We start from the raw sequence: 25,782 nt of genomic DNA, 5'->3' as shown, positions 1-25,782 counted from the left end.
AAGCGGCATTGTCGCTGGGCCTTGATGCCGCCGCGTATGTCCGCATTCGAGAGCTATCGAAAAGATTCCGCCATAAATCCTGGAGCTAGGCGAACCGTGATGCTTTCCACTCGTTTCAATCGCTGGACCATCGCCGCTGTCACTGTCGCCGCACTTGCCGCACCCGGCTCGCTGCTGGCGCAGACGCCCGAGCATACCGGCGACAATTCGGCGCAATTTCCGAGCAAGAGCGATCTGAAATCGCTGACGACGTCCGGCAGCTATCTGGCCGCGCGTCATGCCAGCGTCGAACGCGACGCCAGCTCGGCTGCGGCGTTCTACCGATCGGCGCTGCGTACCGATCCCAAGAACAACGAGCTGCTCGACCGCGCCTTCATCTCCTCGCTCGCGGATGGCGACATCGACGAGGCCGTCAAGCTCGCCGACCGCATTCTGACGCAGGACAAATCCAATCGCGTGGCCCGGCTGGTCGTCGGCGTCCGCGACCTGAAGCAGAAGAAATACGCGACCGCACAGATCAACATCAATCAGTCGATCCGCGGACCGATCACTGACCTAGTCGCGACGCTGTTGTCGGGCTGGGCCAGCTTCGGCGCGGGCGATTCCAAGGCGGCGGTCGCCAATATAGACAAGCTGACCGGACCGGAGTGGTATCCGATCTTCAAGGATCTGCATTCCGGCATGATCCTGGAACTCGCCAACAAGGAAAAGGATGCCGGCGTCCGCTTCGAGCGCGCCTACAAGCTCGACGATTCCATGCTGCGCGTGTCCGACGCCTATGGGCGCTGGCTGTCGCGCAACAAGGACTCGGCGGCGGCAATCGGCATCTACGAGGCGTTCGACAAGAAGCTGCCACGGCATCCCCTGGTACAGGAGGCGCTGCGCGAGACGCGGGCCGGCAAGAAGATGCCGCCGCTGATCGAATCGGCGCAGGCAGGTGCGGCCGAGGCGCTGTACGGCATCGGAGCCACGCTGACCCGCCGCGGCGGCGAGGATCTGGCGCTGGTCTATCTGCAGCTCTCGCTATATCTGCAGCCCAACCATCCGTTGGCGCTGCTCTCGCTGGCCGATCTCTATGAGTCGGTGAAGAAGCCGCCGATGGCGATCAAGGTCTATGAGCGCATGCCGGCGAGTTCGCCGCTGAAGCGCAACGCGCAGATTCAGCTCGCCACCAATCTCGACGCCGCCGATCGCAGCGAGCAGGCGATCAAGATCCTCAAGGACGTCACCGCCGAAGACCCCAAGGACATCGAAGCCATCATGGCGCTCGGCAATATCGAGCGCGGCCGCAAGAAGTTCGCTGATTGCGCGACGACCTATTCCAGGGCGATCGACGTGATGCCCGGCGTGACCGACAAGAACACCTGGGTCACCTATTACTATCGCGGCATTTGCCAGGAGCGCTCCAAGCAATGGAGCAAGGCCGAGGCCGACATGCGCAAGGCGCTCGAGCTGCAGCCCGAACAGCCGCATGTGCTGAACTATCTCGGCTATTCCTGGATCGATCAGGGCATCAATCTCGACGAAGGCATGAAGATGATCAGGCGTGCCGTCGATCAGCGTCCCGACGACGGCTATATCGTCGACTCGCTGGGCTGGGCGTTCTACCGCATCGGCAATTTCGAGGATGCGGTGAAGAATCTCGAGCGCGCGATCGATCTCAAGCCCGAGGATCCGACCATCAACGACCACCTCGGCGACGCCTATTGGCGCGTCGGCCGCACGCTGGAAGCCAAGTTCCAGTGGGCCCACGCCCGCGACCTGAAGCCCGAGGCGGAAGAATTGCCGAAGATCGAGGCCAAGATCGCCAACGGCCTGCCCGAGGACACGTCGTCTGCGGCTTCCGCCGACAAGAAAAAAGAAGACGGCAGGGGCGGTTGATCGAAGGCATTGGGGGGCTTGTTCGACAATGCCGGCGTTGATTGATGAGGGGCGTGCCAAGGTCAACCTGACCTTGAGGGTGGTCGGCCGCCGCACCGACGGTTTTCATGATCTGGAAAGCGTGGTGGCGTTTGCCGACTGCGCTGATCGGCTGACGCTGACACCGGGTTCCGATCTGACATTGCAAATGTCAGGACCGCTGGCGCAGGCCTGTGGCGAGACGTCGGACAATCTGGTGCTGAAGGCGACGCGCCTGCTGGCAGAGCGGGTGCCGGGCCTGAAGTCCGGCAGTTTCACGCTCGACAAGGTGCTGCCGGTCGCGGCAGGCATCGGCGGTGGTTCGGCGGATGCGGCGGCCGCGCTTCGGCTGCTGGCAAAATTGAACGGGCTGTCGCTTGATGACGAGCGGCTGCGCGAGGTGGCGCTTGCGACCGGCGCCGACGTGCCCGTCTGCCTGGCCTCGCGTGCCTGCGACATGACCGGGGTCGGCGATACCCTGACGCCGCTCAGCCTGCCGATCATGCCGTGCGTGATGATCAACCCCTGCGTTCCCGTTCCGACCAAGGACGTATTCAAGGCACTCGGCCTGCGTAGCGGCGAATTGCTGGTCGGCGTCACCGACGTTTTCCGGGGCGTCGACTGGCCGGAAGCCGGCGCCTCGGTCGAAGACTGGGTCGAAGTCCTGGCCGCCAGTGCCAACGATCTGGAAGCCCCGGCGATGCGCATTCAGCCGGTCATCGGTGAAGTGATCGCCGCGCTCAACGCCACCAACGGCGCGTGGCTGGCGCGGATGTCGGGCTCGGGCGCGACCTGCTTTGCGATCTATGAAAACACCGCCGACGCCGGCCGCGCCGCGGAGAAGATCCGTCGCGAGCATCCCGGCTGGTGGGTGCACGCGGGAACGCTGAGCTGAGACGCTGCTTGTAGGATGGGTAGAGCGAAGCGAAACCCATCAGGACTTGCTTCAGTCAAGCGATGGGTATCGCTTCGCTCCACCCATCCTACAGGCTAATTCGCGGGCCGCCGCACCAGCGCCAGCGACACGCCAAGCCCGGCAATGAACAGTCCCGAACCTTGTCGCAAACGTTGAATGAGACGCGGCCGCCGCACCAGGCCCGCGCGCGCGGTCGCGGCCATCATCACCACGACGACATCAGCAAGCGTGTTCAGCAATACCGAGATCAGGCCGAGCGCGATGAACTGCAGCGCAGGATGAGCGCCGGCGGGATCGATGAACTGCGGAATGAACGCCAGAAAGAACGCCGCGGTCTTCGGGTTCAGGGCTTCGACCAGCACGCCCTCGCGAAACGCCTGTCGTGCGGTGGCCGGGCTGATCGCCTCCACCATCGCCTGCCGGCCCTCGCGAAACGTCCGGACACCAAGCCAGACCAGATAGAGCGCGCCGGCAAGTTTGAGCACCGTGAAAAGTTCGGCGCTGGCCAGGATGATCGCGGACACCCCAAGCGCGCCCGCGATCACATGCACGAGCCCGCCAAGCCCGGTCCCCAATGTCGAGGCGATGCCAGTCTTCCGGCCGCCCGACAGCGTCCTGGCGGCGACATAGAAGATCCCGGGACCAGGCACGAAGGCGATGATCAGCGCGGCGGCGAGAAACAGCGAAAATTGTGTGCCGCTCATCCAGTACGATCCTGCCGTAGGATGGGTAGAGCGAAGCGAAACCCATCATCCATCCGCAAAATCGCAAGTGATGGGTTTCGCTGCGCTCTACCCATCCTACGAAGCCTACGACGCCATCAATGCGAGCGCGCGAGGCAGAACGCCACGACCTGCTCGAGCGCGGTCTTCATCGGCGAGGCCGGGAACAGCGCCAGCGCATCGACGGCCATCGCGCCGTAATGATGGGCGCGGCTGATCGTGTCTTCCAGAGCGCGATGCTTGGTCATCAACCCGATGGCGTGATCGAGATCATTGGCGCCGATCTCGCCGCGCTCCAGCGCCTTGACCCAGAACGCGCGTTCAGAGGCGTTGCCGCGGCGGAACGCCAGCACCACCGGCAGCGTGATCTTGCCCTCGCGGAAATCGTCGCCGACGTTCTTGCCGAGTTTTGCCGATTTGCCGCCGTAGTCCAGCACGTCGTCCACGAGCTGGAACGCGATGCCGAGATTCATGCCGACCGAGCGGCACGCGGTCTGCTCGGCCTTCGGCCGGTTGGCGATGACGGGACCGACCTCGCAGGCGGCCGCGAACAATTCCGCGGTCTTGCCGCGGATCACAGCGAGATATTCGTCCTCGGTGGTCGCGGTGTTTTTGGCCGCGGCGAGCTGCATCACCTCGCCCTCGGCGATGGTGGCGGCCGCCGAAGACAGGATGTCGAGCGCCCGCAACGAGCCGACCTCGACCATCATGCGGAAGGCCTGGCCGAGCAGGAAGTCGCCGACCAGCACGCTGGCCTCATTGCCCCACAGCATCCGCGCGGACAATTTGCCACGCCGTAATTCGCTCTCGTCGACCACGTCGTCGTGGAGCAGGGTTGCGGTATGCATGAACTCGACCGAGGCGGCGAGCTTGATATGGCCGTCGCCGGAATAGCCGGTGAGACCGGCCATCGCCAGCGTCAGCATCGGGCGCAGCCGTTTTCCCCCGGAGGAGATCAAATGGTTGGCGACCTCGGGAATCATGGTGACTTCGGAACCGGTCCGCGACAGGATCGTGGCGTTGACCCGCTCCATGTCGGCGGCGACGAGCCCGACCAGCTCATCGATCGAAGCGTTTGGGCTTTCGAAGGGTACAATAACCGCCACGCGGGTCTCCAAATCTGGCCAATTCGCACTATCCTTATCTACAATAGAAAGTGCAGGCTGAAGCGGCAAGGGCAGGCAGTGGTTGACAGGTACCAGCCGGCCTTGGACCGGGCCGGCCTAAGGAGGGCGCAAATTGCGGGAATTGGTTCGGACCAACGATATTGTGCTGGTTTCCGCGGTCGGCGCGCTGCTCGACGGCGCCAATATCCATCATCTGGTGCTCGACCAGAACATGAGCATCATCGAGGGATCGCTCGGCGTGCTGCCACGCCGCATCCTGGTCCATGAGGACGACAACCGCGAGGCGCGCCAGCTTCTGACCGATGCCGGGCTTGCCCATGAATTGCGGGCGGATGAGTAATTCCCCCGATGTCACCGAGGACGCGTTTCTCGGCGGGAGCTTGCACCTGCGGCAACTGAAATCGGGGCACCGCGCCGGTCACGATGCCATGCTGCTGGCAGCGGCAACGCCGGCCCGTTCAGGCAATCGCGTGGCCGATCTTGGCGCTGGTGTTGGTGCGGCAGGGCTGGCGGTGGCCAGACGCGTCGGGGATGTCGACCTCGTGCTGGTCGAGATCGATGCCGGTCTCGCAAGCCTGGCGCGCGCCAATGCCGAGGCGAATGCCCTTGCCGCCGAGGTCATCGTGCTCGATGTCGAGGCGGCCGCCGACGCCTACGCCGCGGTCAACTTGCATCCTGATAGCGCCGATGTCGTTTTGATGAATCCGCCGTTCAACGATTCCGTGAGGCATCGGGTCTCGCCGGACCGCGCGCGCGGGATCGCGCATGTCGCGACATCCACCACGCTCTCGAACTGGAGTCACGCGGCCCGCCGCATCCTCAAATCCAGGGGCATGCTGACGCTGATCTGGCGCGCCGACGGAATTGCCGAGGTGCTGGCGGCGCTCGATCACGGTTTTGGCAGTCTGGAAATTTTGCCCATTCACGGCGATGTGAAGGCGCCTGCGAATCGAATCCTGGTTCGCGCCACCAAGGGCGGGCGCGCGCCGACTCGAATTCATGCCGGACTGATGCTCAATGATGAGCGAGGGGTGCCCAATAAAGCGGTGCAGGAGATTTTGGCGGGGAGGGGGATATTGCCGTTGGCCACCCCCTGAGGTGGCCGAGGAACTGATGTCTCGAACGCGAGACGAAGCGGAAAAGCCTATTGCGGAAGGGTTTCCGACTGCCGTTTCGGAGCGTTGGTGAAGTGGACCGCGGTCAGGATGGTGCCGATCAACAATATCAGCAGGTAGATTTTCATGTCACTCTCCGCTGCGCCATTGCAGCCGTAACGGCCACGTTGCACAAGGCATTCCTGCCCCAGTTCGTTCCAGCTCTTCCAATGACACTGGCGTGATAAAAAATGGTTAATTCGAGGTAACGGCATGAGTGAACAAATAAGTGATCGTGTGGGATTGCCGGGCCTTATCGAACGGCTGAAGGGATTGGTCCCGGCCAAATTCCGGCGCGGCGCCGCGGTGGTGCCGGTGGTGCGGTTGTCCGGCGTGATCGGCGCGGTGACGCCGCTGCGGCCGGGCATGTCGCTCGCCGGTGTCGCCAAGACCCTCGAACGCGCTTTCGGTACCAAGAATGCCAAGGCGGTTGCGCTCGTGATCAATTCGCCCGGCGGCTCGCCGGTGCAATCGCGCCAGATCTATCTGCGGATCAGGCAACTCGCCGCCGAAAAGAATTTGCCGGTGCTGGTGTTCGTCGAGGACGTCGCCGCATCCGGCGGCTACATGATCGCCTGTGCCGGCGACGAGATTTTCTGCGATCCGTCCTCGATCCTCGGTTCGATCGGCGTGGTCGGCGGCACTTTCGGCTTCCAGGAGCTGATCAAGAAAATCGGTGTCGAACGGCGGCTCTATACCGCGGGCGTCCACAAGGCGACGCTCGATCCGTTCCTCCCCGAAAACCCCGATGACGTGGCGCGCATCAAGGCGCTCCAGCGCGAGATCCACACCATCTTCATTGCACTGGTCAAACAGAGCCGCGGCAGCCGCCTCAAGGGGGCCGACGACACGCTGTTCACCGGCGAATATTGGGCCGGCGAAACCTCGGTGTCGCTGGGCCTTGCGGATGCGGTCGGCGATTTGCGTTCGACGCTGCGCGCCCGCTACGGCGACAAGGTGCTGACCCCCGTGATCGCGCCCGCCAGCGGGATGCTGTCCGGCCTTCTTGGCCGGCGGTCGCCGGGGGCGGGCTCCATGGGCGCGCTCGACGGTTTTGGGGGCCTGCCGGATGAGCTGATCTCCGCGCTCGAAACCAGGGCAATTTGGGCCAAATTCGGGTTTTAGAGCCCGGGAGAGGCGCGCCATTTAGTCCTAAAGGCGGGAATTGCGGCGCAGCCCGGCTTGCGCGAGAATGCACCTATTGGGGGCGTGACCGACGTGAACGACAAGGATCGACCGATGCCACCGTTGATCGCATTCGCAGGGGCCCTGGGTGGGCTCGCCGTGGTCCGCTGGGCTTACAAGACCGCCGTCCGGATCAACCGGGAGCTGGAAGAAGCGCGGCTGGCCCGCGTCTCGGAATCTGCTCAAACCAGCGAAATTCCGACCCTGCGCCGGGACCCCGTCACCGGGGCCTATCGTCCGGGTTAAACTGATTTTCGTCATGCCCGGGCTTGTCCCGGGCATCCACGACTAAGCTTTCTCCAGCCAAGAAAGACGTAGATGGCCGGGCATAGGCGAGCGGAAGCGACGCCGTCCTTCAGACGGCTATGCCCGGCCATGACGACGGTCATTGGCTCCCCATCGCCTTGATTCCCCTCGCCACCGCCGATACGGTCCCGCGCGCCCAAAACCCCCTCGCGAGACCGATTCTGCCGATGGACGAATTGCCTGCCCATATGCGCCCGGAACGTTCGTTCCAGGGCTTCATTCTCGCTCTGCAACGGTTCTGGGCCGAACAGGGCTGCGTGATCCTGCAGCCCTACGACATGGAAATGGGCGCGGGCACCTTTCATCCCGCGACGACCTTGCGCGCGCTCGGGCCAAAACCGTGGCGGGCCGCCTATGTGCAGCCCTCGCGCCGGCCCAAGGATGGCCGCTACGGCAAGAACCCCAACCGGATGCAGCATTATTACCAGTATCAGGTGATCATGAAGCCATCGCCGCCGAACCTTCAGGAATTGTACCTGAAGTCGCTCGCCGCGATCGGCCTCGATTCCAGCCTGCACGATATCCGCTTTGTCGAGGACGATTGGGAAAGCCCGACGCTGGGCGCCTGGGGGCTCGGCTGGGAGTGCTGGTGCGACGGCATGGAAGTGTCACAATTCACTTACTTCCAGCAGGTCGCGGGCGTCGAATGCGCTCCGGTCGCCGGCGAACTCACCTACGGAATGGAGCGGCTCGCCTGCTACCTGCAGGGCGTCGACCACGTCATGGATCTCAACTTCAACGGCCGCGAGGGCGTCGACAAGGTGACCTATGGCGACGTGTTCCTGCAGGCCGAGCAGGAATATTCCCTGCATAATTTCGAGCACTCCGATTCCGAAATGCTGTTCAAGCAGTTCGTGATGGCCGAAGAGGCCTGCAAGAAATATCTCGCGGCGGGCTGGAAATCCGGCAGCAACCAGAAGGAACACCTGATGGCGCTGCCGGCCTATGACCAGTGCATCAAGGCGAGCCATGTCTTCAACCTGCTCGATGCCCGCGGCGTGATCTCGGTGACCGAACGGCAAAGCTACATCGGGCGCGTGCGCGACCTCGCAAAAGCCTGCGGCGAAGCCTGGGTCCACACCGAAGCGGGCAGGGCGTCCTGATGCCTGATCTTTTGCTCGAATTGTTTTCCGAAGAAATCCCCGCGCGCATGCAGGCGAAGGCGGCTGACGATCTGCGCCGCATGGTCACCGATAGGCTGGTTGCCGAGGGGCTGGTCTACGAGGGTGCAAAAGCCTTCGTGACGCCGCGGCGGCTGGCGCTGACGGTGCACGGCATTCCGGCACGGCAATCCGACCTGAAGACCGAACGCAAGGGTCCGAAAATCGGCGCGCCCGATGCGGCCGTGCAGGGCTTTTTGAAAGCGACTGGGCTGGATGAGGCAACAATCCAGCGCGACCCGAAGGGCGACTTCTATGTCGCGCTGATCGAGAAGCCCGGCCGCCCGACGCTCGACGTGCTCGCCGATATTCTTCCGGTCATCGTGCGCACTTTCCCGTGGCCGAAATCGATGCGCTGGGGTGAGCGCTCGGCCAAATCAGGCGCGCTGACCTGGGTGCGGCCGCTGCACTCGATTATCGCGACCTTCGGTCCGGAGACCGAAGAGCCTGAAATCGTAAAATTCTCGATCGACGGCATCGAGGCCGGCCAGACCACTTTTGGGCATCGCTTCCTGGCGCCATCAGCGATCTCCGTGCGCCGCTTTGAGGATTACGAGGCCAAGCTGAAGGCCGCCAAGGTCGTGCTCGACCCGCAGGCGCGCAAGGACATCATTTTGGCCGACGCCAAACAGCTGGCGTTCGCGCAGGGCTTTGAGCTGGTCGAGGACCAGGTGCTGCTCGACGAGGTGTCAGGCCTCGTCGAATGGCCTGTCGTGCTGATGGGATCGTTCGACCAGGAGTTTCTGTCGATCCCCGGCGAGGTGATCCGCGCCACCATCCGCAACAACCAGAAATGCTTTGTGGTCAGCGATCCCAAGGATTCTGATAAGAATCCTGACAAAACCGGAAAGCTCACCAACAAATTCATCCTCACCGCCAATATCGAGGCCACCGACGGCGGCAAGGCGATCATCGCCGGCAACGAGCGCGTCATCCGCGCGCGCTTGAGCGATGCGAAGTTCTTCTACGAGAGCGACCTGAAGACGAAGCTCGAAGACCGCCTGCCGAAATTCGAGAACATCGTGTTCCACGAGAAGCTCGGCACGCAGGGCGAACGCATCAAACGCATCGAGCGTCTGGCCGCGGAGATTGCGCCGCTGGTTGGCGCCGATGTCGAGAAGACCAAGCGCGCCGCGCATCTGGCGAAGGCGGATTTGCTGACAGAAGTGGTCGGCGAATTCCCGGAGTTGCAGGGCCTAATGGGCAAGTACTATGCCCTCGCGCAGGGCGAAGACGCTTCCGTCGCGGCTGCGAGTGAAGAGCATTACAAGCCGCAGGGGCCTGCGGATCGCGTGCCGACTGATCGGGTGAGTGTCGCCGTCGCTTTGGCTGACAAGATGGATACACTGGTTGGTTTCTGGGCGATCGACGAGAAGCCGACTGGAAGCAAGGATCCGTATGCGCTGCGAAGGGCGGCGTTGGGCGTGATTCGGCTCATCGCGGAGAACACGATCAGGCTTCCAATCCTGAAAGCTGCACAATCGGCCATTCTCGGTCTCCCCGAAAAGGGAGCCAAGTATCCGGCCGCCGATGCGCAAAAGCTTCCGGGCGATCTCCTCTCCTTCTTCGCCGACCGCCTCAAGGTCCAGCTCCGCGACCAGGGCGCACGTCACGATCTCGTCGATGCCGTGTTCGCGCTCGGCGGCCAGGACGATCTGCTGATGGTGGTCCGCCGCGTCGAGGCGCTCGGCAAGTTCCTCGACACCGACGACGGCAAGAACCTGCTCGCGGGTACAAAACGCGCCAGCAACATCCTCTCGATCGAAGAGAAGAAAGACAAGCGCAGCTTCGACGGTGCGCCGGATCCGACGCTCTACAAGCTCGACGAAGAAAAGGCGCTGGCGAAGGCGATCGACCAGGTGAAGAGCGAGGCCGGCGCTGCGGTGGCCAAGGAAGATTTTGCCGCCGCGATGAGCGCGATGGCCAAGCTGCGGCCGGCGGTCGATGCGTTCTTTGACAAGGTCAAGGTCAACGACGATGAACCAAACGTGCGCGAGAACAGACTGAAGCTCTTGAACGAAATCCGCGCGGCGACGCGCGCGGTGGCGGACTTTTCGAAGATCGAGGGCTGACACGTGGATCAGAAGACGCTGGCCGCTTACGATTTGGATGCGGCGGCGTTCGCCAAGGACTGGCTCGAGCAACCGGCGCCGGTCGATTTGCACGAAATCGTCGAGCGCTTCTTCGTGCGCGGCGGCAATTCAGCCGATATCGGCTGCGGCTGCGGCCGCGAGGTAGCCTGGCTCAACGCCAACGGCTTTTCCGCCACCGGTTTTGACGCCTCGGAAGGCCTGCTGGCGGAGGCGCGGCAGCGGTATCCCGGTTTTAAGTTCGCGCATGCCGAATTGCCCGACCTGAAGGGCATCGGCACCTACGACAACGTGCTGTGCGAGACCGTGATCATGCATCTGGAGCGCGCGCAGATCGCCCCTGCCGTCCGCCGGCTGCTCACCGCCGTCAAGCCCAGCGGAATTCTCTATCTGAGCTGGCGGATCACCGACAATGCCGACCTGCGCGATTCGCAGGGGCGGCTTTACTGCGCGTTCGATACGGCGCTGGTGCTGGGGGAATTGAAGTCGACGTCGCTGTTGCTCGATGAAGAGGTCGTCAGCGCCTCCTCGAGCAAGAAGATTCACCGTCTCGTCGCCAAGAAGCCGGGTCTGGAGATCAGGGAATAGAGCGCCAACGAAAAGCCCCGCCCAGGGGGAAACCGGGCGGGGCTTTCTTGTCCGGTCGTATCTCGCGCACATCCGCTTGCGCGGCGCCCGGACTATCGTTCAGGCTAGCGGGATTAGTCGACCACCTGAACGATGCGACGCGAACGCGGTTCGACCAGGACCGTCTGGCCGTTCACCACGGTGTAGCGATAGGGCGTTGCCGCATAGGTCTGCGGTACGTCGTAATAGGTGATGCCGGCTTCTGGCAGCACGCCGCCAACGGTCACGCGCTCAGGAATGGTGAAAGGCGGCACGCGCTCACGCACGACATATTCCCGGAACGCCGGGCGTTGTTCGATGGTGATGCCCTCATGCTCGCCGATCACCACGGTGCCGCCGCCAACGACACCCACGGTGCCGCTCTGCGCCTGTGCTACGATCGGTGCAGCCATCACGCCGGCGATAGCTGCGATGGCAAGAAGTCTGTTCTGCATAGTGTAACTCCCTCGTGCAGAAGAACGCCGGCTGGCCAGCGTACAATGCGAGCCAATTCATCGCGCGCGGCATTGTTCCGGAAAAACGCGGCCACATCCGCGGCATTTCTGGGGAATTATCGCGAACGCGGGAACCCGTTGAGGCGACAGGCGTCTCCTATTCCGGAACCGCGCCAGCGGTTAAGTTGCCGCCCTCGATTCGAGCTTCCCCTCATCACCAGGAGAAATTTCAAATGACCATCACCGCCGCGCATATTTCCCCGATCGTCGCCCTGATCGCGGGAGTCCTGATCCTGATCATGCCGCGGTTCCTGAATTTCATCGTCGCGATCTACCTGATCATCGTCGGTCTGGCCGGGCTCGGCGTGTTCAAGATGCTGCGCTTCTAGTCAGGCAAGCGGGGTTTCGCGGCTTGCGCGGAACCCCTCAAAGTGGTGTAAGGCGCGCATCTTCTCCTCTCTTTTCGGATTGTCATCTGCCATGGCCAAAGCGGTTGCGAAGTCCAAGAAAAACCTTGTGAAAATCGTAGCGAAATCAAAGTCATCGGCGCCGGGCAAAGCCGCGCCGGCGGCCTCGGCGCGCAAGACGCTTACGAAGGCTCCGGTTGCGAAGGCAGTTGCGAAGCCCGCTCCCAAGGCGGTTACGAAGCCAGTTGCCAAACCTGTTGCCAAGCCAGCTGCGAAGGCTCCGAGCAAGCCTGCCGGCAAGACGGCGAAGAAGGTGAGCAAGCCGGCCGTCGAAGCGGTAAAATCCGGCCAGTGGGTCTACACGTTTGGCGACGGCAAGGCCGAGGGCAAGGCCGGCTTGCGCGATCTGCTCGGCGGCAAGGGCGCCAATCTCGCCGAAATGGCCAATCTCGGCCTGCCGGTGCCTCCGGGCTTCACGATTCCGACCTCGGTCTGCACTTACTTCTACGCCCACGACAAATCCTATCCGGCCGCGCTGAAGGCGCAGGTCGAAAAGGCCCTGGAGCATGTCGGCAAGCTCGCCGGCAAATCGTTCGGCGATTCCAAGAATCCGCTGCTGGTGTCGGTGCGCTCCGGCGGCCGCGCCTCGATGCCGGGCATGATGGATACCGTGCTCAATCTCGGCCTCAACGATGAGACCGTCGAAGCGCTCGCCGAATTGTCCGGCGACCGCCGCTTTGCCTATGACAGCTATCGGCGCTTCATCACGATGTATTCGGATGTCGTGCTCGGCTTCGAGCACCATCATTTCGAGGACATCCTCGACACCTTCAAGGACGGCCAGGGCTATACGCTCGACACCGATCTGACCGGCGACGACTGGGTCGAACTGGTCGGCCGTTACAAGGATGCGGTGGCGCGCGAGACCGGCCACGATTTCCCGCAGGATCCGCACGCGCAATTGTGGGGCGCGATCGGCGCGGTGTTCTCATCCTGGATGAACGCGCGCGCGGTGACCTACCGCCGGCTGCACGATATTCCGGAATCCTGGGGCACCGCTGTCAACATTCAGGCCATGGTGTTCGGCAATATGGGCGAGACCTCGGCGACCGGCGTCGCGTTCACGCGCAATCCCTCGACCGGTGAGAGCAAGCTGTACGGCGAATTCCTGATCAACGCTCAGGGCGAAGACGTGGTGGCGGGTATCCGCACGCCGCAGGACATCACCGAATATGCGCGCCAGGAATCCGGCTCCGACAAGCCGTCGATGGAAGTCGCGATGCCCGACGCGTTCAAGGAGCTGACGCGGATCTACACGCTGCTCGAAAAGCACTACCGCGACATGCAGGACATGGAGTTCACGGTCGAGCAGGGCAAATTGTGGATGCTGCAGACCCGCGGCGGCAAGCGCACCGCCAAGGCGGCGCTGCGGATTGCGGTCGAACTCGCCAATGAAGGCCTGATCTCGAAAAAGGACGCGGTGATGCGGATTGATCCCGCTTCGCTCGACCAGTTGCTGCACCCGACCATCGATCCCTCCGCCAAGCGCGACGTCATCGCCACCGGCCTGCCGGCCTCGCCCGGCGCGGCCTCCGGCGAAATCGTGTTCTCGTCCGATGAAGCGGCGAAACTGCAGGCCGACGGCCGCAAGGTCATTCTGGTGCGGGTCGAGACCAGCCCGGAAGACATTCACGGCATGCACGCCGCTGAAGGCATTCTCACCACCCGTGGCGGCATGACCTCGCATGCCGCCGTGGTCGCGCGCGGCATGGGCAAGCCCTGCGTCTCCGGCTGCGGCACCATTCGCGTCGATTACGGCCGCGGCACCATGAGCATCGGCACCCGCACCTTCAAGACCGGCGACGTCATCACCATCGACGGATCGGTCGGCCAGGTGCTGGCCGGACGGATGCCGATGATCGAGCCGAAACTGTCGGGCGAATTCGGCACGCTGATGGGCTGGGCCGATGCCGTCCGCAAGCTCGGTGTTCGCGTCAATGCCGACACGCCGGAAGACGCGCGCACCGCGATCAAGTTCGGCGGCGAGGGCATCGGCCTTTGCCGTACCGAGCACATGTTCTTCGAGGAAACCCGCATCCGCACCGTGCGCGAGATGATCCTTTCCGAGGACGAACAGTCGCGCCGCGCGGCACTGTCGAAACTGCTGCCGATGCAGCGCGCGGATTTCGTCGAACTGTTCGAGATCATGAAGGGCCTGCCCGTCACGATCCGCCTGCTCGATCCGCCGCTGCACGAGTTCCTGCCGCACACCCAGGCCGAGATCGAGGAGGTCGCGCGCGCGATGAACACTGATCCGCGCAAGCTCGCCGATCGGGCCCGCGATCTTGCCGAGTTCAACCCGATGCTGGGCTTCCGCGGCTGCCGTCTTGCGATCGCCTATCCGGAGATTGCCGAGATGCAGGCGCGCGCGATCTTCGAAGCCGCGGTCGAGGCCGAGAAGCGCACCAGCAAGGCTGTCGGCCTCGAAGTGATGGTGCCGCTGATCGCGACCAAGGCGGAGTTCGACCTGGTCAAGGCGCGGATCGACGCCACCGCGCAGGCGGTGATGAAGGAGACAGGCAAGAAACTCGCTTATCAGGTCGGCACCATGATCGAGTTGCCGCGCGCGTGCCTGATGGCCGGCGACGTGGCGCAGACCGCCGAGTTCTTCTCCTTCGGCACCAACGATTTGACGCAGACCACCTACGGCATCAGCCGCGACGACGCCGCGAGCTTCCTCGGCACCTATGTGGCGAAGGGCATCCTCGAGATCGATCCGTTCATCTCGGTCGATCGCGATGGCGTCGGCGAACTCGTCAAGATCGGCGTCGAGCGCGGACGCAAGACGCGGCCCGATCTCAAGGTCGGGATTTGCGGCGAGCATGGCGGCGATCCCGCCTCAGTGGCATTCTGCCACGAGATCGGCCTCGACTACGTCTCGTGCTCGCCCTATCGCGTGCCGATCGCGCGGCTCGCCGCGGCGCAAGCCGCGCTCGGCAAGACGGTCGCGAGCCAGGCGTAGTTCTTACTCAACGCTGAGAATTAACAGAGACCTCGTCGTGCCCGGCCTTGTCCCGGGCATGAACGTTTTTGGGCGCACAGGCCTTTCGTCATTGCGAGGAGCGCAGCGACGAAGCAATCCATCCATCCGTTATGCCGCGCGATGGATTGCTTCGCGGAGCCTGTCATCGGGCGCGCATTCGCGCGACCCGTTGGCTCGCAATGACGGGGCCTAGGCTGCGATCATCAGTCCCCGTAGTGACACGGGAACCCGCAACATTTTCTTCATCATCTTCGTTGACGGGATGTTTACCACTTTCATCACGTCCCCGTTTACCAACACTTCTCAAGCGCCACAGCACATGCGCGCAAAATCTTGCGTGGTGCACGCAGGCCACGCCGATTAACTCCCCGGCAACCTAAATTCGATACCAACAATAAAGATCGAATTGCACGGATGTACTGAGTTCGGTCGTTTTTTGTAAGCGTTGCGTAGAGCGTATCGATGAATGTGTTGCGTAACCAGCCGAAGGGCGCGCGGTTCGCGTCCTTCGGTCTCGGTCTTTGCATCTTCGCATTGATGCCGACCGAGATCGGATATCAGGATATCGCGTCACTGCTGGCCCGGCAGCCGGGCGTCGCCGAACGCTGGCAGAAGCGGGTGTTCTCCACCGCCAGCAATATCCACGTCGCGACGTTCAGCTTCGGCCGTCCGATCGGAACGTCTTCGCCGCAGACCGCAACCTTTCGGCTCGCCAGCCTCGACAATCAGGGCATCGACATCACCGGTGCGGTGACGCGCAACCCGATCATCGCTCCGCCGCCGCGTTATCATGCCGCCGATTTCCCCAAGGTCGATCGCACCATGAAGGGCGATCGCCTTGCCATCGCGCCGTCCACGCCTGCGGAGAGCTCGATCCCCGCCGGCAGCGCGCCCGCCATCGAAGATCCTTCGTCTTCAAACGCCTCCGTCAAAGGCCAGAAGACCGCGGCCACGCCGCCTTCAGGTGAGCCCGCGCCGCTCGATCCCGAACTTCAGGCCGCTCTGCGCGCGCCGCCGCTGCCGCAATTCGATGTGTCGATGTCACTCGAAGCCAAGCCGCTCGACGACAAGCCGCTCGGTAAGCCAAAGGACGTCTCGGCAGCACCGGAAGTGGCGCTCGCGCCCGCGCCGCCGCGCGACAATTTCTCCTTCAAGACCTCGAGCCTGTTTTTTGGCTCGTCGCTCGGCTCGCCCGAAACCATGGAGCGCTGGCGGCCGGGCGAAGAGCCCATCGTCATGCTGCCGAGTGCGGTGGTGGCCGATCCCGACATGAAGATCATGGCCTCGCTGCCGGTCGATGCCGACGGCCCGGTCAAGGCCGGCGAGATGGGCGTCAGCGTTGCGCCGAAGGGCGAGGTCAATTCCGACAACCAGCGCGCCAAGACCCCGGCCGAGCGGCTCGGCCTGTTCGACGAGAAGTCGCGCGCCAAGTCGGAAAAATGTCTGACTGAAGTTGTCTATTTTGAAGCGCGCGGCGAAGCGGTGCGCGGCCAGATCGCGGTGGCGCAAGTGGTGTTGAACCGCGCCTTCTCCGGCAAATATCCGGATACGGTGTGCGGCGTAGTCTACCAGAACAAGCACCGCCATCTGGCCTGCCAGTTCACCTTCGCCTGCGACAACAACAAGGACGTCGTCAAAGAGCCCGACATGTGGGATCGCGCGCAACGGATCGCAAAGGCGATGCTGGACGGCCAGCTCTGGCTGCCCGAGGTCGACAAGTCGACGCACTACCATGCCTATTGGGTGCGTCCGTCCTGGGTCAGCGAGATGAAGAAGATGTACAAGACCGGCGTGCACACCTTCTATCGGCCCCGCAACTGGGGCGACGGCAGCGACGCACCAAGCTGGGGAACGGCGGCGGAGACGGCGCAAATTTCCGCCAAGCTCGCCGAAGCTGCAAAGAGCTCAGCAGAACAGGCAAGTTTCAGAAGGTAGTTATTGTCGTCCCGGCCTAGTGCGCAATTGCGCACGGGGGCCGGGACCCATAGCCACCGGCGGTAATTGTTTTTACGCGCTGATCATTATCTTCCTTTTCCAACAATGCGGCCGCGGCGTATGGGTCCCGGCCTTCGCCTGGCCTTCGCCGGGACGACGAGTTGACTTCTTGGCTCGCCCGCCCGTCCGACCCACCCCCAAAATTGCACTCGACGATTTTGCAGGGCTGCCCTGCAGCGGAAAAATTTTCTCCGCTGCCCTTGGGATTTCCATGCGAATGCATTAACTCCTCCCGGCGCACCCGGCCGATCCCTTCCGGCCGGGGCGCCAAGCATCGAGGAAACCCATGGCTGTAACCGCAGACAATCTTCGCCCGGCCAAAGCCAGCTGGCGGACGCCATTGGTGATCATCATCTGCGGATGCGCGATTGCGCTGTTGAGTTTTGGGCCGCGATCGAGCCTTGGTTTCTTCATCCAGCCGATGAGCAAGGAATTTACCTGGGGCCGCGACGTCTTCGGCCTTGCGCTGGCGCTGCAGAACCTGTTGTGGGGATTGGGCCAGCCGATCGCCGGCGCGATCGCCGACCGCTTCGGCATCCTGCGCGTGATGGTCATCGGCGCGCTGCTCTACGCCGGCGGACTGCTCTTGATGCGCTACGCGTCGACGCCGGCCTCGCTCGATCTCGGCGCAGGCGTCCTGATCGGCTTTGGGCTCTCCGGCTGTTCGTTCAACCTGGTGCTGTCGGCGTTCAGCAAACTGCTGCCGCCGGAGAAGCGCGGCCTGGCGCTCGGCGCCGGCACGGCGGCCGGCTCGTTCGGGCAATTCCTGTTCGCGCCCTTTGGCGTTGCGTTGATCGATAATTTCGGCTGGCAGCCGGCGCTGACCGTGTTTGCCCTGCTGATGCTGTTGATCGTGCCGCTGTCGCTGGCGATCGCGACACCGCCCGCAACGTCGTCGAACGTTCCCGCCGCCGACCAGCAATCGTTCAAGACCGCGCTGGCGGAAGCGTTCGGCCACCGCTCCTACGTTTTGCTGGTGCTCGGCTTCTTTACCTGCGGTTTCCAGCTCGCTTTCATCACGGTGCATCTGCCGGCCTATCTGTCCGATCGCGGCGTCTCGGCGCAGACCGGCGGGTGGGTGGTCGCCGCCATCGGCCTGTTCAACATCATCGGCTCGCTCAGCGTCGGCTGGCTGCAGAACAAATATCCGAAGCGCTACATCCTCTCGATGCTCTATTTTGCCCGGGCACTGACCATCCTGGCGTTCATTTCATTCCCGATCACCACTTTCTCGGCGATCATGTTCGGCGCTGCCACCGGTCTGACCTGGCTCTCGACGGTACCGCCGACCTCGGCGCTGGTGGCGATCATGTTCGGGACCCGCTGGTTTGCGACGCTGTATGGTTTTGCCTTCGTCAGCCACCAGGTGGGCGGTTTCCTTGGGGTATGGCTTGGCGGCATCGTGTTCGAGCAGTTCGGGTCGTATACGCCGCTTTGGTGGCTCTCGATCTTCTTCGGCGTGCTGTCGGCGCTGATCAATTTGCCGATCGTGGAACAGCCGGTCGCGCGCCCGGTTGCGCAGCCCGCCTGATCCGGTAAAACCCCGGACATACAAAGTTCGGGGAGTTTGCCGTGGGAACGTTCAAGGCCATCAGGATCGACAAGGCGGAAAAAGGTACCACCGCCGCGCTGACGCAGTTCGACGAAGCCGAATTGATGGAAGGCGATGTCACCGTCCGCGTCGAATGGTCGACGCTGAACTACAAGGACGGTCTGGCCCTCACCGGCAAGGCCCCGGTGGTGCGGCGCTTCCCGATGATCGCCGGCATCGACTTCGCCGGCATCGTCGAACAATCCACCCATCCGCAGTGGAAGGCCGGCGACAGGGTGGTATGCAACGGCTGGGGCATGGGCGAGACCCATCTCGGCAGCTACGCCGAGAAGGCCCGCGTCAAGGGCGACTGGCTGGTGCGGCTGCCCGATAACCTCTCGACCCGCGACGCGATGGCGATCGGCACCGCCGGCTATACCGCGATGCTGTCGGTGCTGGCGCTGGAGAAGCACGGCCTGACGCCCAAAAGCGGTCCCGTTGTTGTTACCGGTGCTGCGGGCGGCGTCGGTTCGGTCGCGACCGCCGTGCTGTCGAAACTCGGCTATCACGTCATCGCCTCCACCGGGCGGGTGTCGGAGACCGATTATCTGAAGGGTCTCGGCGCCGCCGAAGTGATCGACCGCAACGAATTGTCAGGCCCGGCAAAGCCGCTGGCCAAGGAGCGCTGGGCTGGCGGCATCGACAGCGTCGGGTCGACCACGCTCGCCAACATCCTTTCGATGACGAAATATGGCGGCGCTATCGCCGCGTGCGGCCTTGCGGCGGGCATGGACCTGCCGTCTTCGGTGGCGCCGTTCATTTTGCGCGGAGTGTGCCTTCTCGGCATCGATTCCGTGATGTGCCCGATCGAGCAGCGCAAGCTTGCCTGGAGCCGCCTGGCCAGCGATTTGGATCACGGCAAACTAGCTGATATTACTCATGAAATCGGCCTGGACCAAGTCATCGGCGCCGGCGCCAAAATCCTCGCCGGCGAGGTCCGCGGTCGAATCGTGGTAAAAATTCTCTAACGGCGTTCAGACTTTACCAACCATGCTGCTCCAATGTTGCCACGGTTCGTATGGTAAGCAGCGGGTAAAGAGGCCTGCATGATCCGGAAAACGGGATAACGGTTTTCCGCGGAGGTCATGTCTAGCAAGGCGGGTGCCCGCGCTCAGTAGGGTGGAGTTGCTGCATGCTTGCGCGTTTGGTGTTGGGGGCCGTCACGGCCACGGCGATGGTGGTGCCGGCGCTGGCCGGGATGATGAATGCCGATGAAGCCCGCAAGTTTGTGGCCGGCAAGGTTTTCGCCTTCACCTGTTTCGACGGCTCCCGCGGCGCAGGCCGCGTGCTCGACGATCTCGGGGCGGCCGGCTCCATTCAATTCAGCGGCGCGGGACCGACCCGCCATGTGCGCCTGCCCGGCAACACGCTGCAGATCCGCGGCCAGGCGGTTTGCGCTTCCATCAAGGGTCTTCCGTTCGAGCCGTGCTTCAATCTCGAAAAGCGCGATGACCGCTCCTTCCGGGGGTCGGTGTCGGGCATGGGCTTCGCCTATTGCGATTTCCGCCACCAGGGCGCGCAGCAGATGCTGATGGCCCGCTCGGTGGCACGGCCGCGTTCGCTGCATGCGCCGGCGCAGACACGCTCGGCCGACGCCTCGCGCACGGAGGTCTCGGCTCGCGTCGAGACGCCGGCGGTTGAGGCCGCGAAGCTCGAGCCGGTGAAGGCGGAGCCGGCGAAGGCCGAAAGCGCGCCGGAGCTGCGCCGTTCCACCGAGTGATATCCGGCGAAATGAAGCCCAAAGTTGGGAAAGTGTGCCCGTAGTCATACGGGCTGGCGTTTTCACGTCTTGGTAGCGAGTCTAGCCCACCGTGGCGGCCAATGACGGCCTGGGGGCGGCTCATACGTGAGATCAACTATGCCGCTGTATTTTTTCCGGATTAGCAACGGTCACTACGCTGGCGCATCCGACCAGGGCTCTGAATTCGAAAGCCGCGAAGCCGCCTGGGCCGAGATGACCAAGGTGTCCGGCAACCTGCTCGGCAGCATTTCGCGCAGCATGAAGCAGAATGCCGAATGGCAGATGGAAATGCTGGACGAATCCAAGAAGCCGGTGTTCAGGATCCGGCTCGTCGCCGAATCCGTCGGCGATGAGCAAATTCCTCGAATAAGTGCGCGCTGCTAGATCAATTAGCTAGCTCCCAGTCGGCACAGCAGGCGCCACCGCCGCCCGCCTGCGGAACAGGATCCGCTGATACAGCCAGCCGATCGCCACCAGCACCAGGCCCAGGCACATAAAGGACAGCGCGCGATAGACACCAGTCAGCGTCGACATGTCGATCAGGAAGGCTTTCAGGATCGTCAGCGCGATCACGACCGCTGACGCCAGCCGCGCACGTTGCGAGTTGAAGAGGATGCCGACCCCGAGCATGCCGACGCCGAACGCCAGATAGGCGATCGAGTAGGTGTATTGCTCGGCGCCAGTGGTCGGGCCGACGGCCATGACCGGACCGTGATAGATCCTGCGGATTTCAAACGTCACATAGGCCAGCGCCAGAATCAGCGCGCCCGCCGTGATCGTGTTGGCGTATTCGACCGGACGCCGCCCCGCCACAGCATAGGACAACAGCAGCGCCAGCACCGCGGGCAGGGCATAGCCGAGCAGCAGCAGGTTGATGACGACGCCGCCGACATCGATCGACCATAGCATCGGGTTCTCCAGCACCAGCAGCCCGAATACGGAAGCCAGGCCCGCAAAGACGGTGAGCAGGATTGCGCCGGCATTGTGAACGACACTTCCGGTGCGGAGGCGCAGGCGCTCCAGCCCGATCGCCATCGCCAGCGCGACACAGACCTGCAGCGCGACTTCGGCGAGGCCGGCGCTCGGGCGATAGACGTCGCCATTGTTGACGGCATGGCGGATTTCCATGAACGCCAGCAGCACCGTGAACAGGATGGCGGCGGATTCCACGATGCGCAGCGGCGCATCGTCGCCGCCGCGCCGCAGGAAGATGCTGCCGGCCCAGAACGATAGCGCCGGAATGCCGTAGCCCCACAGCAGCCAGTTGAAAATCGGCGTGGTGCCGACGGCGTGGCCTACGATGCGCGGCTCATAGCCGATCCGCAGCACCACGATGGCGGCGAGGATCGCGGCCAGCGAACGCAGGAACGGGATCGGCCGCTGCACCGAGATCCAGGCGGTGCCTGCCGACATCAGCGCCAGCGCGATCGTGAGCCAACCTTTTTCCAGTGCGAACGTCAGAGCCAGCGCCAGCGCTGCGAGCGCACCGGTCGCAAACAGCGCGATCGAGGCCTGCAGGCCCGGACGGTCCTCGCGCTTGGTCAGGATCTCGGTCGCCGCAGCATAGGCGGCGGCAAGGATCACCGCGAGGACCGCGAATGGGATCGAGCGGTCGAGATTCGCGATCCGGGCATAGAGCGCGACCAGCAGCGCCAGCGGCGTGAACACGGCCGTAGCCGACCAGACCACGGGAATGGTCGAACTGCTTGAACGGCCCTGCGCCAGGAATCCCGCGACGCCGAAACCTGCCGCGAAGATCGCAGCCGAGATCAGGTGCAGCGAAACAGAACCATCCGTTGCGCTCGGCCCGATGCCCGCGATCGGCCCGCCGGGCAGCACCAGCATGTCAGGGTTGGCGCGGATCGCCCATTCGGCGAACACGATGAAGACGAGACCGGCGGCGGCGCCGACCGCGCCGACCGCGGCATCGGTGCGCTTGGCGACAAACAAGCTGCCGGCTACCAGCAGGCCGAACGCGACCATCGCGACGTCGGCATGAGAACTGTTCAGCACGATCAGGGTCGCGCCGAGCAGGTAGGCGGCGAGCGAGCCGGACGAAATCGGTTCGATCTCGCCGTCTTGCGCTGAAGGCCCGAACATGAAGCCGCACACGACAAGCAACGCGGCGAGGATGAAGCCGGCGATCACATGGAACACATGCGGCGCGACCATCGACGGGCCGCATTGCAGGCAGGGGAGCGTCCAGAGCAGCGCGAACACGATGGTGGTCACCGCAAGCCAGCGCCACATCCGCACCCGCGCCAGACCGAAGGCGGCCGCGGTGACGATTGCGAGGTACACGTAGAGCGCCCAGAAGTCCGGCTTGCCGGAGGAGACCAGGATTGGAGTCACGAAGGCCCCGGCGATGCCAAGCCCGGCCAGCGCCGGCCCGTGCAGCAGTGCCGCGGCCAGCGTGCCCATCGCCACCAGCCCAAGCAGGATGAACGCGGTGGCGGGCACCAGGAAGCCGTACAGCGCATAGGCCGCGTAGACGGTTGCAAAGGCCACCGCCGTGCCGGCGGCGGTCAGGATCGCGGGGATGTTGGCGATCGGTGTCGCTTCGATTGTGGAGATGCTTTCCTTGCGGCGGGTCCATTCGCCGGCAGCGAGCAGCGCCAGCGCGAACAGGCCGCCGAGCAGCACACGCACCCCGGGGCCGAGCAGGCCGGCCTCGATCGAATAGCGCACCATGAAGAAGCCGCCGAGCGCCAGCGTCAGGCCGCCGATCCACACAACCCAGCGGGTGCCGAGTGTTTCCTCGAAGCCGCGATCGGGCTGCGGCAGGGGCGGCGGCGGCGCGGCGGGCAGGCCGTCAGCCGTTTCCGCTGTGGTCTCGGTCGGCGCTTCGGTCTGCGGCCCGGCGGCGGGTGGGGTCCATTCAGCCTCGGGCGCGATCGGCGGCGGTTCGGCCACGACGCCGGGAGAGGCGGGCGCGGTGCCTTGCTCGAACATCTGGGGAAGCGGTGGCGGGACGGGCCTGGCGAGCGCTGCCGCTGCTTCCATCCTGTCCAGCCGCCTTCGCAACTCCCCGATCTCGTTCATCGCCTTGACGGCAACGATAACGGCGACAATGGCGAACAGGAACGGAAGAATTGCAAACTCGTCGAGCATCAGGCCTCCAGGCGGGCACGCAGAAACGTTAACCGCCTCTATGCGGCCCGTCGCAATGCTGTGAGTGCAGTTCTGCCCGAAAAAAGTTCAAACCGCCCCCGGCTGGCGGCATTTTAGCACAGCTATTTCGCGCAAGATTATTCGAGGTCCACGCGGAAGGGGCGGCCCTCGACGGTCATGCTGCCCGGGCCCATTTCATCGAGCGCCCGCAGCATCCGTCCCTCGCGCCCCAGCGCCTTGTCGGCGAGGCTGACGATCAGCCGGTTGGGCTGGGCGATCGGCGAGGCGGCGCGGATCTGCCGGGCGATCGAAATCTCGTCGCGGTGCGGATTGAGCATGCAGGCGGCGGCAAAGGCGCTGGCGGTCGAACGGCTGATGCCGGCATAGCAATGCACCACCATCGGCGCGCTGCGGTCCCAGCCGCGCACGAAGTTGAGCACCTTCTCGATATGCGCGTCCGACGGCGCCAGAAAGCCGTCCATCACCTCGGTGATGTCGTCCATCGACACGCGCAAATGGTTGGCCTCGAGCACCGAGGCCGGCCGCTGCACCTGATCGACATTGGCCATCACGGTGAGGATATGGCTGGCGCCGGTGGCCTTGACGGTTTCGGGAAGGGCGGCGAGCGAGCAGACGTGAAGCATGGCGATCCTTTTGGGGAGGTGTCCATTGCGGACCGTCCCTGGGCAGTCGCCATTATAGGCCCGGGTGGGGGCCGGTCAAAGCGGGTTCACCCGCGCTTTTTGCCTTCAGAACCGCGAAATTATCCGATGTGCAGTTTGGCCCCTCTGTACTTCTGCAACGTCCGCCCGCTGCGATGCGGTAAGGCAAGGAGAGGTAATTTCACTCACCCATCAACCGATCGCCCTACCGAAGAACCAAATCGATGAAGCAGCGTTGAGAAATGCACTTGCCGGGTGTCAACCGGACGCAACGGAGATTGATGGACGTGGGCATTTTTCCGGTTTCTGCCTGCGACACCAACGCATCGGTACGCGCTGACATCTAACCTGTTCCTGGCGAGTGCGCTTTTTATGCTGTTTGAGTCGTCCGGACAATTCGCACGGATCTCGCCCGCACTTACGGTCACTGCGTGCCTTTGATGGTCCATGCGCGATGCGGATGATTTCACACGCCCACTGAGACCGACACAGCCGGACATCAGTTCTCAAGCGACCACTTCATCGGTGCCTAGTGCCAACTGCCGATGAGCCCGAGCTCCTTCCGAACCGTGGCAGCGGAATTGCCGACCTTCTCCACGGCCTTCTGAAGCTCCTCCTCGGATACGCGAAGCGCCTTGGCCCAGTATTTGACCTCACGCGGATCGCGCATGTTGATCTTGGACCGGTCGGGTCGTTCTTTTTTCGTAAGACCGCTCATAGCCATCCTCCACGGAAGAAACGGCGCAACGGACGCTCGGTTCCGTTTGACACGAACTATGCCGAAGAAGGGCCTCCCAAGCGGTGTCGCGGTACGCGAAGCTGCATTTTTCCGTCATTGCGAGCCAACGGGTCGCGCGAATGCGCGCCCGATGACAGGCTCCACGAAGCAATCCATCTTGCCGCGCAAAGAAAGAATGGATTGCTTCGCTGCGCTCGCAATGACGAATGGGCTGTTGAAATCCGAATCGGAAATGCGCGACGCCGCTGCCGGAATGCATCACCGCTACGACGCCACCGCGCCAAACCGCGCCAGAAACTGCTTCTCGGCCTTGGCCGCAGTCCATGGCGTCAGGTATTCGCGCACGGTTGGTTCGGGCAGGCCGGGGTCTTTGCCGAACAGGCGCTTGGCTTCGGCTTCGGCAAAGCCTGCCAGATGGGTGGCTTCGAGATAGGCCGCGCCGCGGTCGGCGGCCTTGATCGCCTGCGTGATGGCATCGGCCAGCACCGGCGGCAGGCCGAAGCGGATGTGGATCGCCGCCAGCAGGCGTTTCTCCACCACCTTGTAGTCGCCGCCGATCACGGCCTTGAACGGCGAGATCATGTCGCCGATGACATATTCCGGCGCATCGTGGAGCAGGGCGGCAAGCCGGAATTTCAGGTCGACACGCGGCATCTGCTCGCGCAGCACGGCTTCCACCAGCAGCGTGTGCTGCGCCACCGAAAAAATATGTGCGCCGCTGGTCTGGCCGTTCCAGCGCGCGACGCGCGCCAGGCCATGGGCGATATCGGCGACCTCGATATCGAGCGGCGAGGGGTCGAGCAGATCGAGCCGCCGTCCCGACAGCATCCGCTGCCAGGCCCGGGTCGAGACATCGGAAGATTTGCCAGCCAT

General features: G+C 63.6%; 24 protein-coding genes. 16 read left to right on the top strand and 8 right to left on the bottom strand.

What is annotated here, in order from left to right; genetic code table 11:
• The first annotated feature begins 99 nt into the window (after positions 1-99).
• Together JQ575_RS23015 and JQ575_RS23010 are read left to right on the top strand one after the other, a co-directional pair.
• On the top strand, positions 100-1,881 hold the full coding sequence (locus JQ575_RS23015; RefSeq protein ID WP_212035433.1) for a tetratricopeptide repeat protein: 1,782 nt from the start codon (positions 100-102) through the stop codon (positions 1,879-1,881).
• 28 nt (positions 1,882-1,909) lie between these two features.
• Positions 1,910-2,794 (top strand): 4-(cytidine 5'-diphospho)-2-C-methyl-D-erythritol kinase, encoded by an 885-nt coding sequence (locus JQ575_RS23010; protein ID WP_212035432.1) that lies wholly within the window; start codon positions 1,910-1,912, stop codon positions 2,792-2,794.
• Between the two features lie 95 nt (positions 2,795-2,889).
• On the opposite strand, the gene JQ575_RS23005 is transcribed toward JQ575_RS23010, so the two are convergent.
• Both JQ575_RS23005 and JQ575_RS23000 read right to left on the bottom strand, forming a co-directional pair.
• Positions 2,890-3,519: a LysE family translocator gene (locus tag JQ575_RS23005; protein WP_212035431.1), complete on the bottom strand. Its 630-nt coding sequence runs from the start codon at positions 3,517-3,519 to the stop codon at positions 2,890-2,892.
• A 116-nt stretch (positions 3,520-3,635) separates the two neighbouring features.
• On the bottom strand, positions 3,636-4,643 hold the full coding sequence (locus JQ575_RS23000) for a polyprenyl synthetase family protein (RefSeq protein WP_209847770.1): 1,008 nt from the start codon (positions 4,641-4,643) through the stop codon (positions 3,636-3,638).
• Between the two features lie 133 nt (positions 4,644-4,776).
• On the opposite strand from JQ575_RS23000, the gene JQ575_RS22995 reads away from it, so the two are divergent.
• The 7 genes from JQ575_RS22995 to JQ575_RS22965 all read left to right on the top strand — a co-directional run bounded on the left by JQ575_RS22995 (position 4,777) and on the right by JQ575_RS22965 (position 11,147).
• Entirely contained in the window at positions 4,777-5,004 is a 228-nt protein-coding gene (locus tag JQ575_RS22995; RefSeq protein ID WP_044540085.1) for a DUF2007 domain-containing protein, read from the top strand.
• Entirely contained in the window at positions 4,997-5,761 is a 765-nt protein-coding gene (locus tag JQ575_RS22990; RefSeq protein WP_212035430.1) for a tRNA1(Val) (adenine(37)-N6)-methyltransferase, read from the top strand. Before JQ575_RS22995 ends, JQ575_RS22990 begins: the two co-directional genes overlap by 8 nt.
• A gap of 270 nt (positions 5,762-6,031) precedes the next feature.
• A complete protein-coding gene (locus JQ575_RS22985) occupies positions 6,032-6,943 on the top strand; it encodes a S49 family peptidase (RefSeq protein WP_212035429.1) in 912 nt (303 codons plus the stop codon).
• 114 nt (positions 6,944-7,057) lie between these two features.
• Positions 7,058-7,249, top strand: coding sequence for a hypothetical protein (locus JQ575_RS22980; RefSeq protein WP_192735211.1), 192 nt, complete (start codon positions 7,058-7,060; stop codon positions 7,247-7,249).
• Between the two features lie 227 nt (positions 7,250-7,476).
• A complete protein-coding gene (locus tag JQ575_RS22975) occupies positions 7,477-8,412 on the top strand; it encodes a glycine--tRNA ligase subunit alpha (RefSeq protein WP_212035428.1) in 936 nt (311 codons plus the stop codon).
• Positions 8,412-10,541, top strand: coding sequence for a glycine--tRNA ligase subunit beta (gene glyS, locus JQ575_RS22970; protein ID WP_212035427.1), 2,130 nt, complete (start codon positions 8,412-8,414; stop codon positions 10,539-10,541). The genes JQ575_RS22975 and glyS overlap by 1 nt, the downstream gene beginning before the upstream one ends.
• A 3-nt stretch (positions 10,542-10,544) precedes the next feature.
• Entirely contained in the window at positions 10,545-11,147 is a 603-nt protein-coding gene (locus JQ575_RS22965) for a bifunctional 2-polyprenyl-6-hydroxyphenol methylase/3-demethylubiquinol 3-O-methyltransferase UbiG (protein ID WP_212035426.1), read from the top strand.
• A 113-nt stretch (positions 11,148-11,260) separates the two neighbouring features.
• On the opposite strand, the gene JQ575_RS22960 is transcribed toward JQ575_RS22965, so the two are convergent.
• The gene (locus JQ575_RS22960; protein WP_212035425.1) at positions 11,261-11,620 is read right to left on the bottom strand and encodes a DUF1236 domain-containing protein; all 360 of its coding nucleotides are present in this window, start codon (positions 11,618-11,620) and stop codon (positions 11,261-11,263) included.
• Between the two features lie 233 nt (positions 11,621-11,853).
• Here JQ575_RS22960 and JQ575_RS22955 point away from each other — a divergent pair, with 233 nt between their 5' ends.
• Positions 11,854-12,009 (top strand): DUF3096 domain-containing protein, encoded by a 156-nt coding sequence (locus JQ575_RS22955; protein ID WP_192735205.1) that lies wholly within the window; start codon positions 11,854-11,856, stop codon positions 12,007-12,009.
• Here JQ575_RS22955 and JQ575_RS46130 read toward each other — a convergent pair whose 3' ends face one another.
• On the bottom strand, positions 12,010-12,348 hold the full coding sequence (locus JQ575_RS46130; RefSeq protein WP_312015999.1) for a hypothetical protein: 339 nt from the start codon (positions 12,346-12,348) through the stop codon (positions 12,010-12,012).
• On the opposite strand from JQ575_RS46130, the gene ppdK reads away from it, so the two are divergent.
• The 6 genes from ppdK to JQ575_RS22925 all read left to right on the top strand — a co-directional run bounded on the left by ppdK (position 12,341) and on the right by JQ575_RS22925 (position 20,781).
• Entirely contained in the window at positions 12,341-15,049 is a 2,709-nt protein-coding gene (ppdK, locus tag JQ575_RS22950) for a pyruvate, phosphate dikinase (protein WP_312015998.1), read from the top strand. The genes JQ575_RS46130 and ppdK overlap by 8 nt on opposite strands.
• A gap of 483 nt (positions 15,050-15,532) precedes the next feature.
• On the top strand, positions 15,533-17,005 hold the full coding sequence (locus JQ575_RS22945; protein ID WP_212035423.1) for a cell wall hydrolase: 1,473 nt from the start codon (positions 15,533-15,535) through the stop codon (positions 17,003-17,005).
• Positions 17,006-17,351: 346 nt separating this feature from the next.
• Complete coding sequence (locus tag JQ575_RS22940) at positions 17,352-18,596, top strand: MFS transporter (protein ID WP_212035422.1); 1,245 nt, start codon at positions 17,352-17,354, stop codon at positions 18,594-18,596.
• A 41-nt stretch (positions 18,597-18,637) separates the two neighbouring features.
• Complete coding sequence (locus tag JQ575_RS22935; protein ID WP_212035421.1) at positions 18,638-19,624, top strand: MDR family oxidoreductase; 987 nt, start codon at positions 18,638-18,640, stop codon at positions 19,622-19,624.
• A 164-nt stretch (positions 19,625-19,788) separates the two neighbouring features.
• Positions 19,789-20,376, top strand: a complete 588-nt coding sequence (locus JQ575_RS22930) for a hypothetical protein (RefSeq protein WP_212035420.1) — start codon at positions 19,789-19,791, stop codon at positions 20,374-20,376.
• 138 nt (positions 20,377-20,514) lie between these two features.
• Complete coding sequence (locus JQ575_RS22925; RefSeq protein ID WP_212035419.1) at positions 20,515-20,781, top strand: DUF6894 family protein; 267 nt, start codon at positions 20,515-20,517, stop codon at positions 20,779-20,781.
• A gap of 9 nt (positions 20,782-20,790) precedes the next feature.
• Here the strand turns inward: JQ575_RS22925 and JQ575_RS22920 are convergent, their stop codons facing one another.
• The 4 genes from JQ575_RS22920 to JQ575_RS22905 all read right to left on the bottom strand — a co-directional run bounded on the left by JQ575_RS22920 (position 20,791) and on the right by JQ575_RS22905 (position 25,782).
• The gene (locus JQ575_RS22920; protein ID WP_212035418.1) at positions 20,791-23,508 is read right to left on the bottom strand and encodes a DUF2339 domain-containing protein; all 2,718 of its coding nucleotides are present in this window, start codon (positions 23,506-23,508) and stop codon (positions 20,791-20,793) included.
• Positions 23,509-23,645: 137 nt separating this feature from the next.
• Complete coding sequence (locus JQ575_RS22915) at positions 23,646-24,152, bottom strand: tyrosine phosphatase family protein (protein WP_192735197.1); 507 nt, start codon at positions 24,150-24,152, stop codon at positions 23,646-23,648.
• Positions 24,153-24,699: 547 nt separating this feature from the next.
• Positions 24,700-24,888 carry a DUF3606 domain-containing protein gene (locus tag JQ575_RS22910; protein WP_212035417.1) on the bottom strand — a complete coding sequence of 63 codons (189 nt, stop codon included), beginning with the start codon at positions 24,886-24,888 and terminating at the stop codon, positions 24,700-24,702.
• Positions 24,889-25,173: 285 nt separating this feature from the next.
• A complete protein-coding gene (locus JQ575_RS22905) occupies positions 25,174-25,782 on the bottom strand; it encodes a hydrolase (protein WP_409363629.1) in 609 nt (202 codons plus the stop codon).

This window comes from Bradyrhizobium sp. JYMT SZCCT0428, assembly GCF_018131075.1.
In the GTDB taxonomy this organism is placed as follows: domain Bacteria; phylum Pseudomonadota; class Alphaproteobacteria; order Rhizobiales; family Xanthobacteraceae; genus Bradyrhizobium.
This window is presented reverse-complemented; position numbering and strand designations above follow the sequence as displayed.

Coding starts and splice junctions, on each gene's coding strand:
- JQ575_RS22985 (WP_212035429.1), top strand. CDS start 6,032: ATGAGTGAACAAATAAGTGATCGTGTGGGATTGCCGGGCCTTATCGAA.
- JQ575_RS23005 (WP_212035431.1), bottom strand. CDS start 3,519: ATGAGCGGCACACAATTTTCGCTGTTTCTCGCCGCCGCGCTGATCATC.
- JQ575_RS23010 (WP_212035432.1), top strand. CDS start 1,910: ATGCCGGCGTTGATTGATGAGGGGCGTGCCAAGGTCAACCTGACCTTG.
- JQ575_RS22925 (WP_212035419.1), top strand. CDS start 20,515: ATGCCGCTGTATTTTTTCCGGATTAGCAACGGTCACTACGCTGGCGCA.
- JQ575_RS23015 (WP_212035433.1), top strand. CDS start 100: ATGCTTTCCACTCGTTTCAATCGCTGGACCATCGCCGCTGTCACTGTC.
- JQ575_RS22945 (WP_212035423.1), top strand. CDS start 15,533: ATGAATGTGTTGCGTAACCAGCCGAAGGGCGCGCGGTTCGCGTCCTTC.
- JQ575_RS22920 (WP_212035418.1), bottom strand. CDS start 23,508: ATGCTCGACGAGTTTGCAATTCTTCCGTTCCTGTTCGCCATTGTCGCC.
- JQ575_RS22940 (WP_212035422.1), top strand. CDS start 17,352: ATGGCTGTAACCGCAGACAATCTTCGCCCGGCCAAAGCCAGCTGGCGG.
- JQ575_RS22955 (WP_192735205.1), top strand. CDS start 11,854: ATGACCATCACCGCCGCGCATATTTCCCCGATCGTCGCCCTGATCGCG.
- glyS (WP_212035427.1), top strand. CDS start 8,412: ATGCCTGATCTTTTGCTCGAATTGTTTTCCGAAGAAATCCCCGCGCGC.
- JQ575_RS22975 (WP_212035428.1), top strand. CDS start 7,477: ATGGACGAATTGCCTGCCCATATGCGCCCGGAACGTTCGTTCCAGGGC.
- JQ575_RS22905 (WP_409363629.1), bottom strand. CDS start 25,782: ATGGCTGGCAAATCTTCCGATGTCTCGACCCGGGCCTGGCAGCGGATG.
- JQ575_RS22980 (WP_192735211.1), top strand. CDS start 7,058: ATGCCACCGTTGATCGCATTCGCAGGGGCCCTGGGTGGGCTCGCCGTG.
- JQ575_RS22910 (WP_212035417.1), bottom strand. CDS start 24,888: ATGAGCGGTCTTACGAAAAAAGAACGACCCGACCGGTCCAAGATCAAC.
- JQ575_RS22915 (WP_192735197.1), bottom strand. CDS start 24,152: ATGCTTCACGTCTGCTCGCTCGCCGCCCTTCCCGAAACCGTCAAGGCC.
- JQ575_RS22990 (WP_212035430.1), top strand. CDS start 4,997: ATGAGTAATTCCCCCGATGTCACCGAGGACGCGTTTCTCGGCGGGAGC.
- JQ575_RS22930 (WP_212035420.1), top strand. CDS start 19,789: ATGCTTGCGCGTTTGGTGTTGGGGGCCGTCACGGCCACGGCGATGGTG.
- JQ575_RS22960 (WP_212035425.1), bottom strand. CDS start 11,620: ATGCAGAACAGACTTCTTGCCATCGCAGCTATCGCCGGCGTGATGGCT.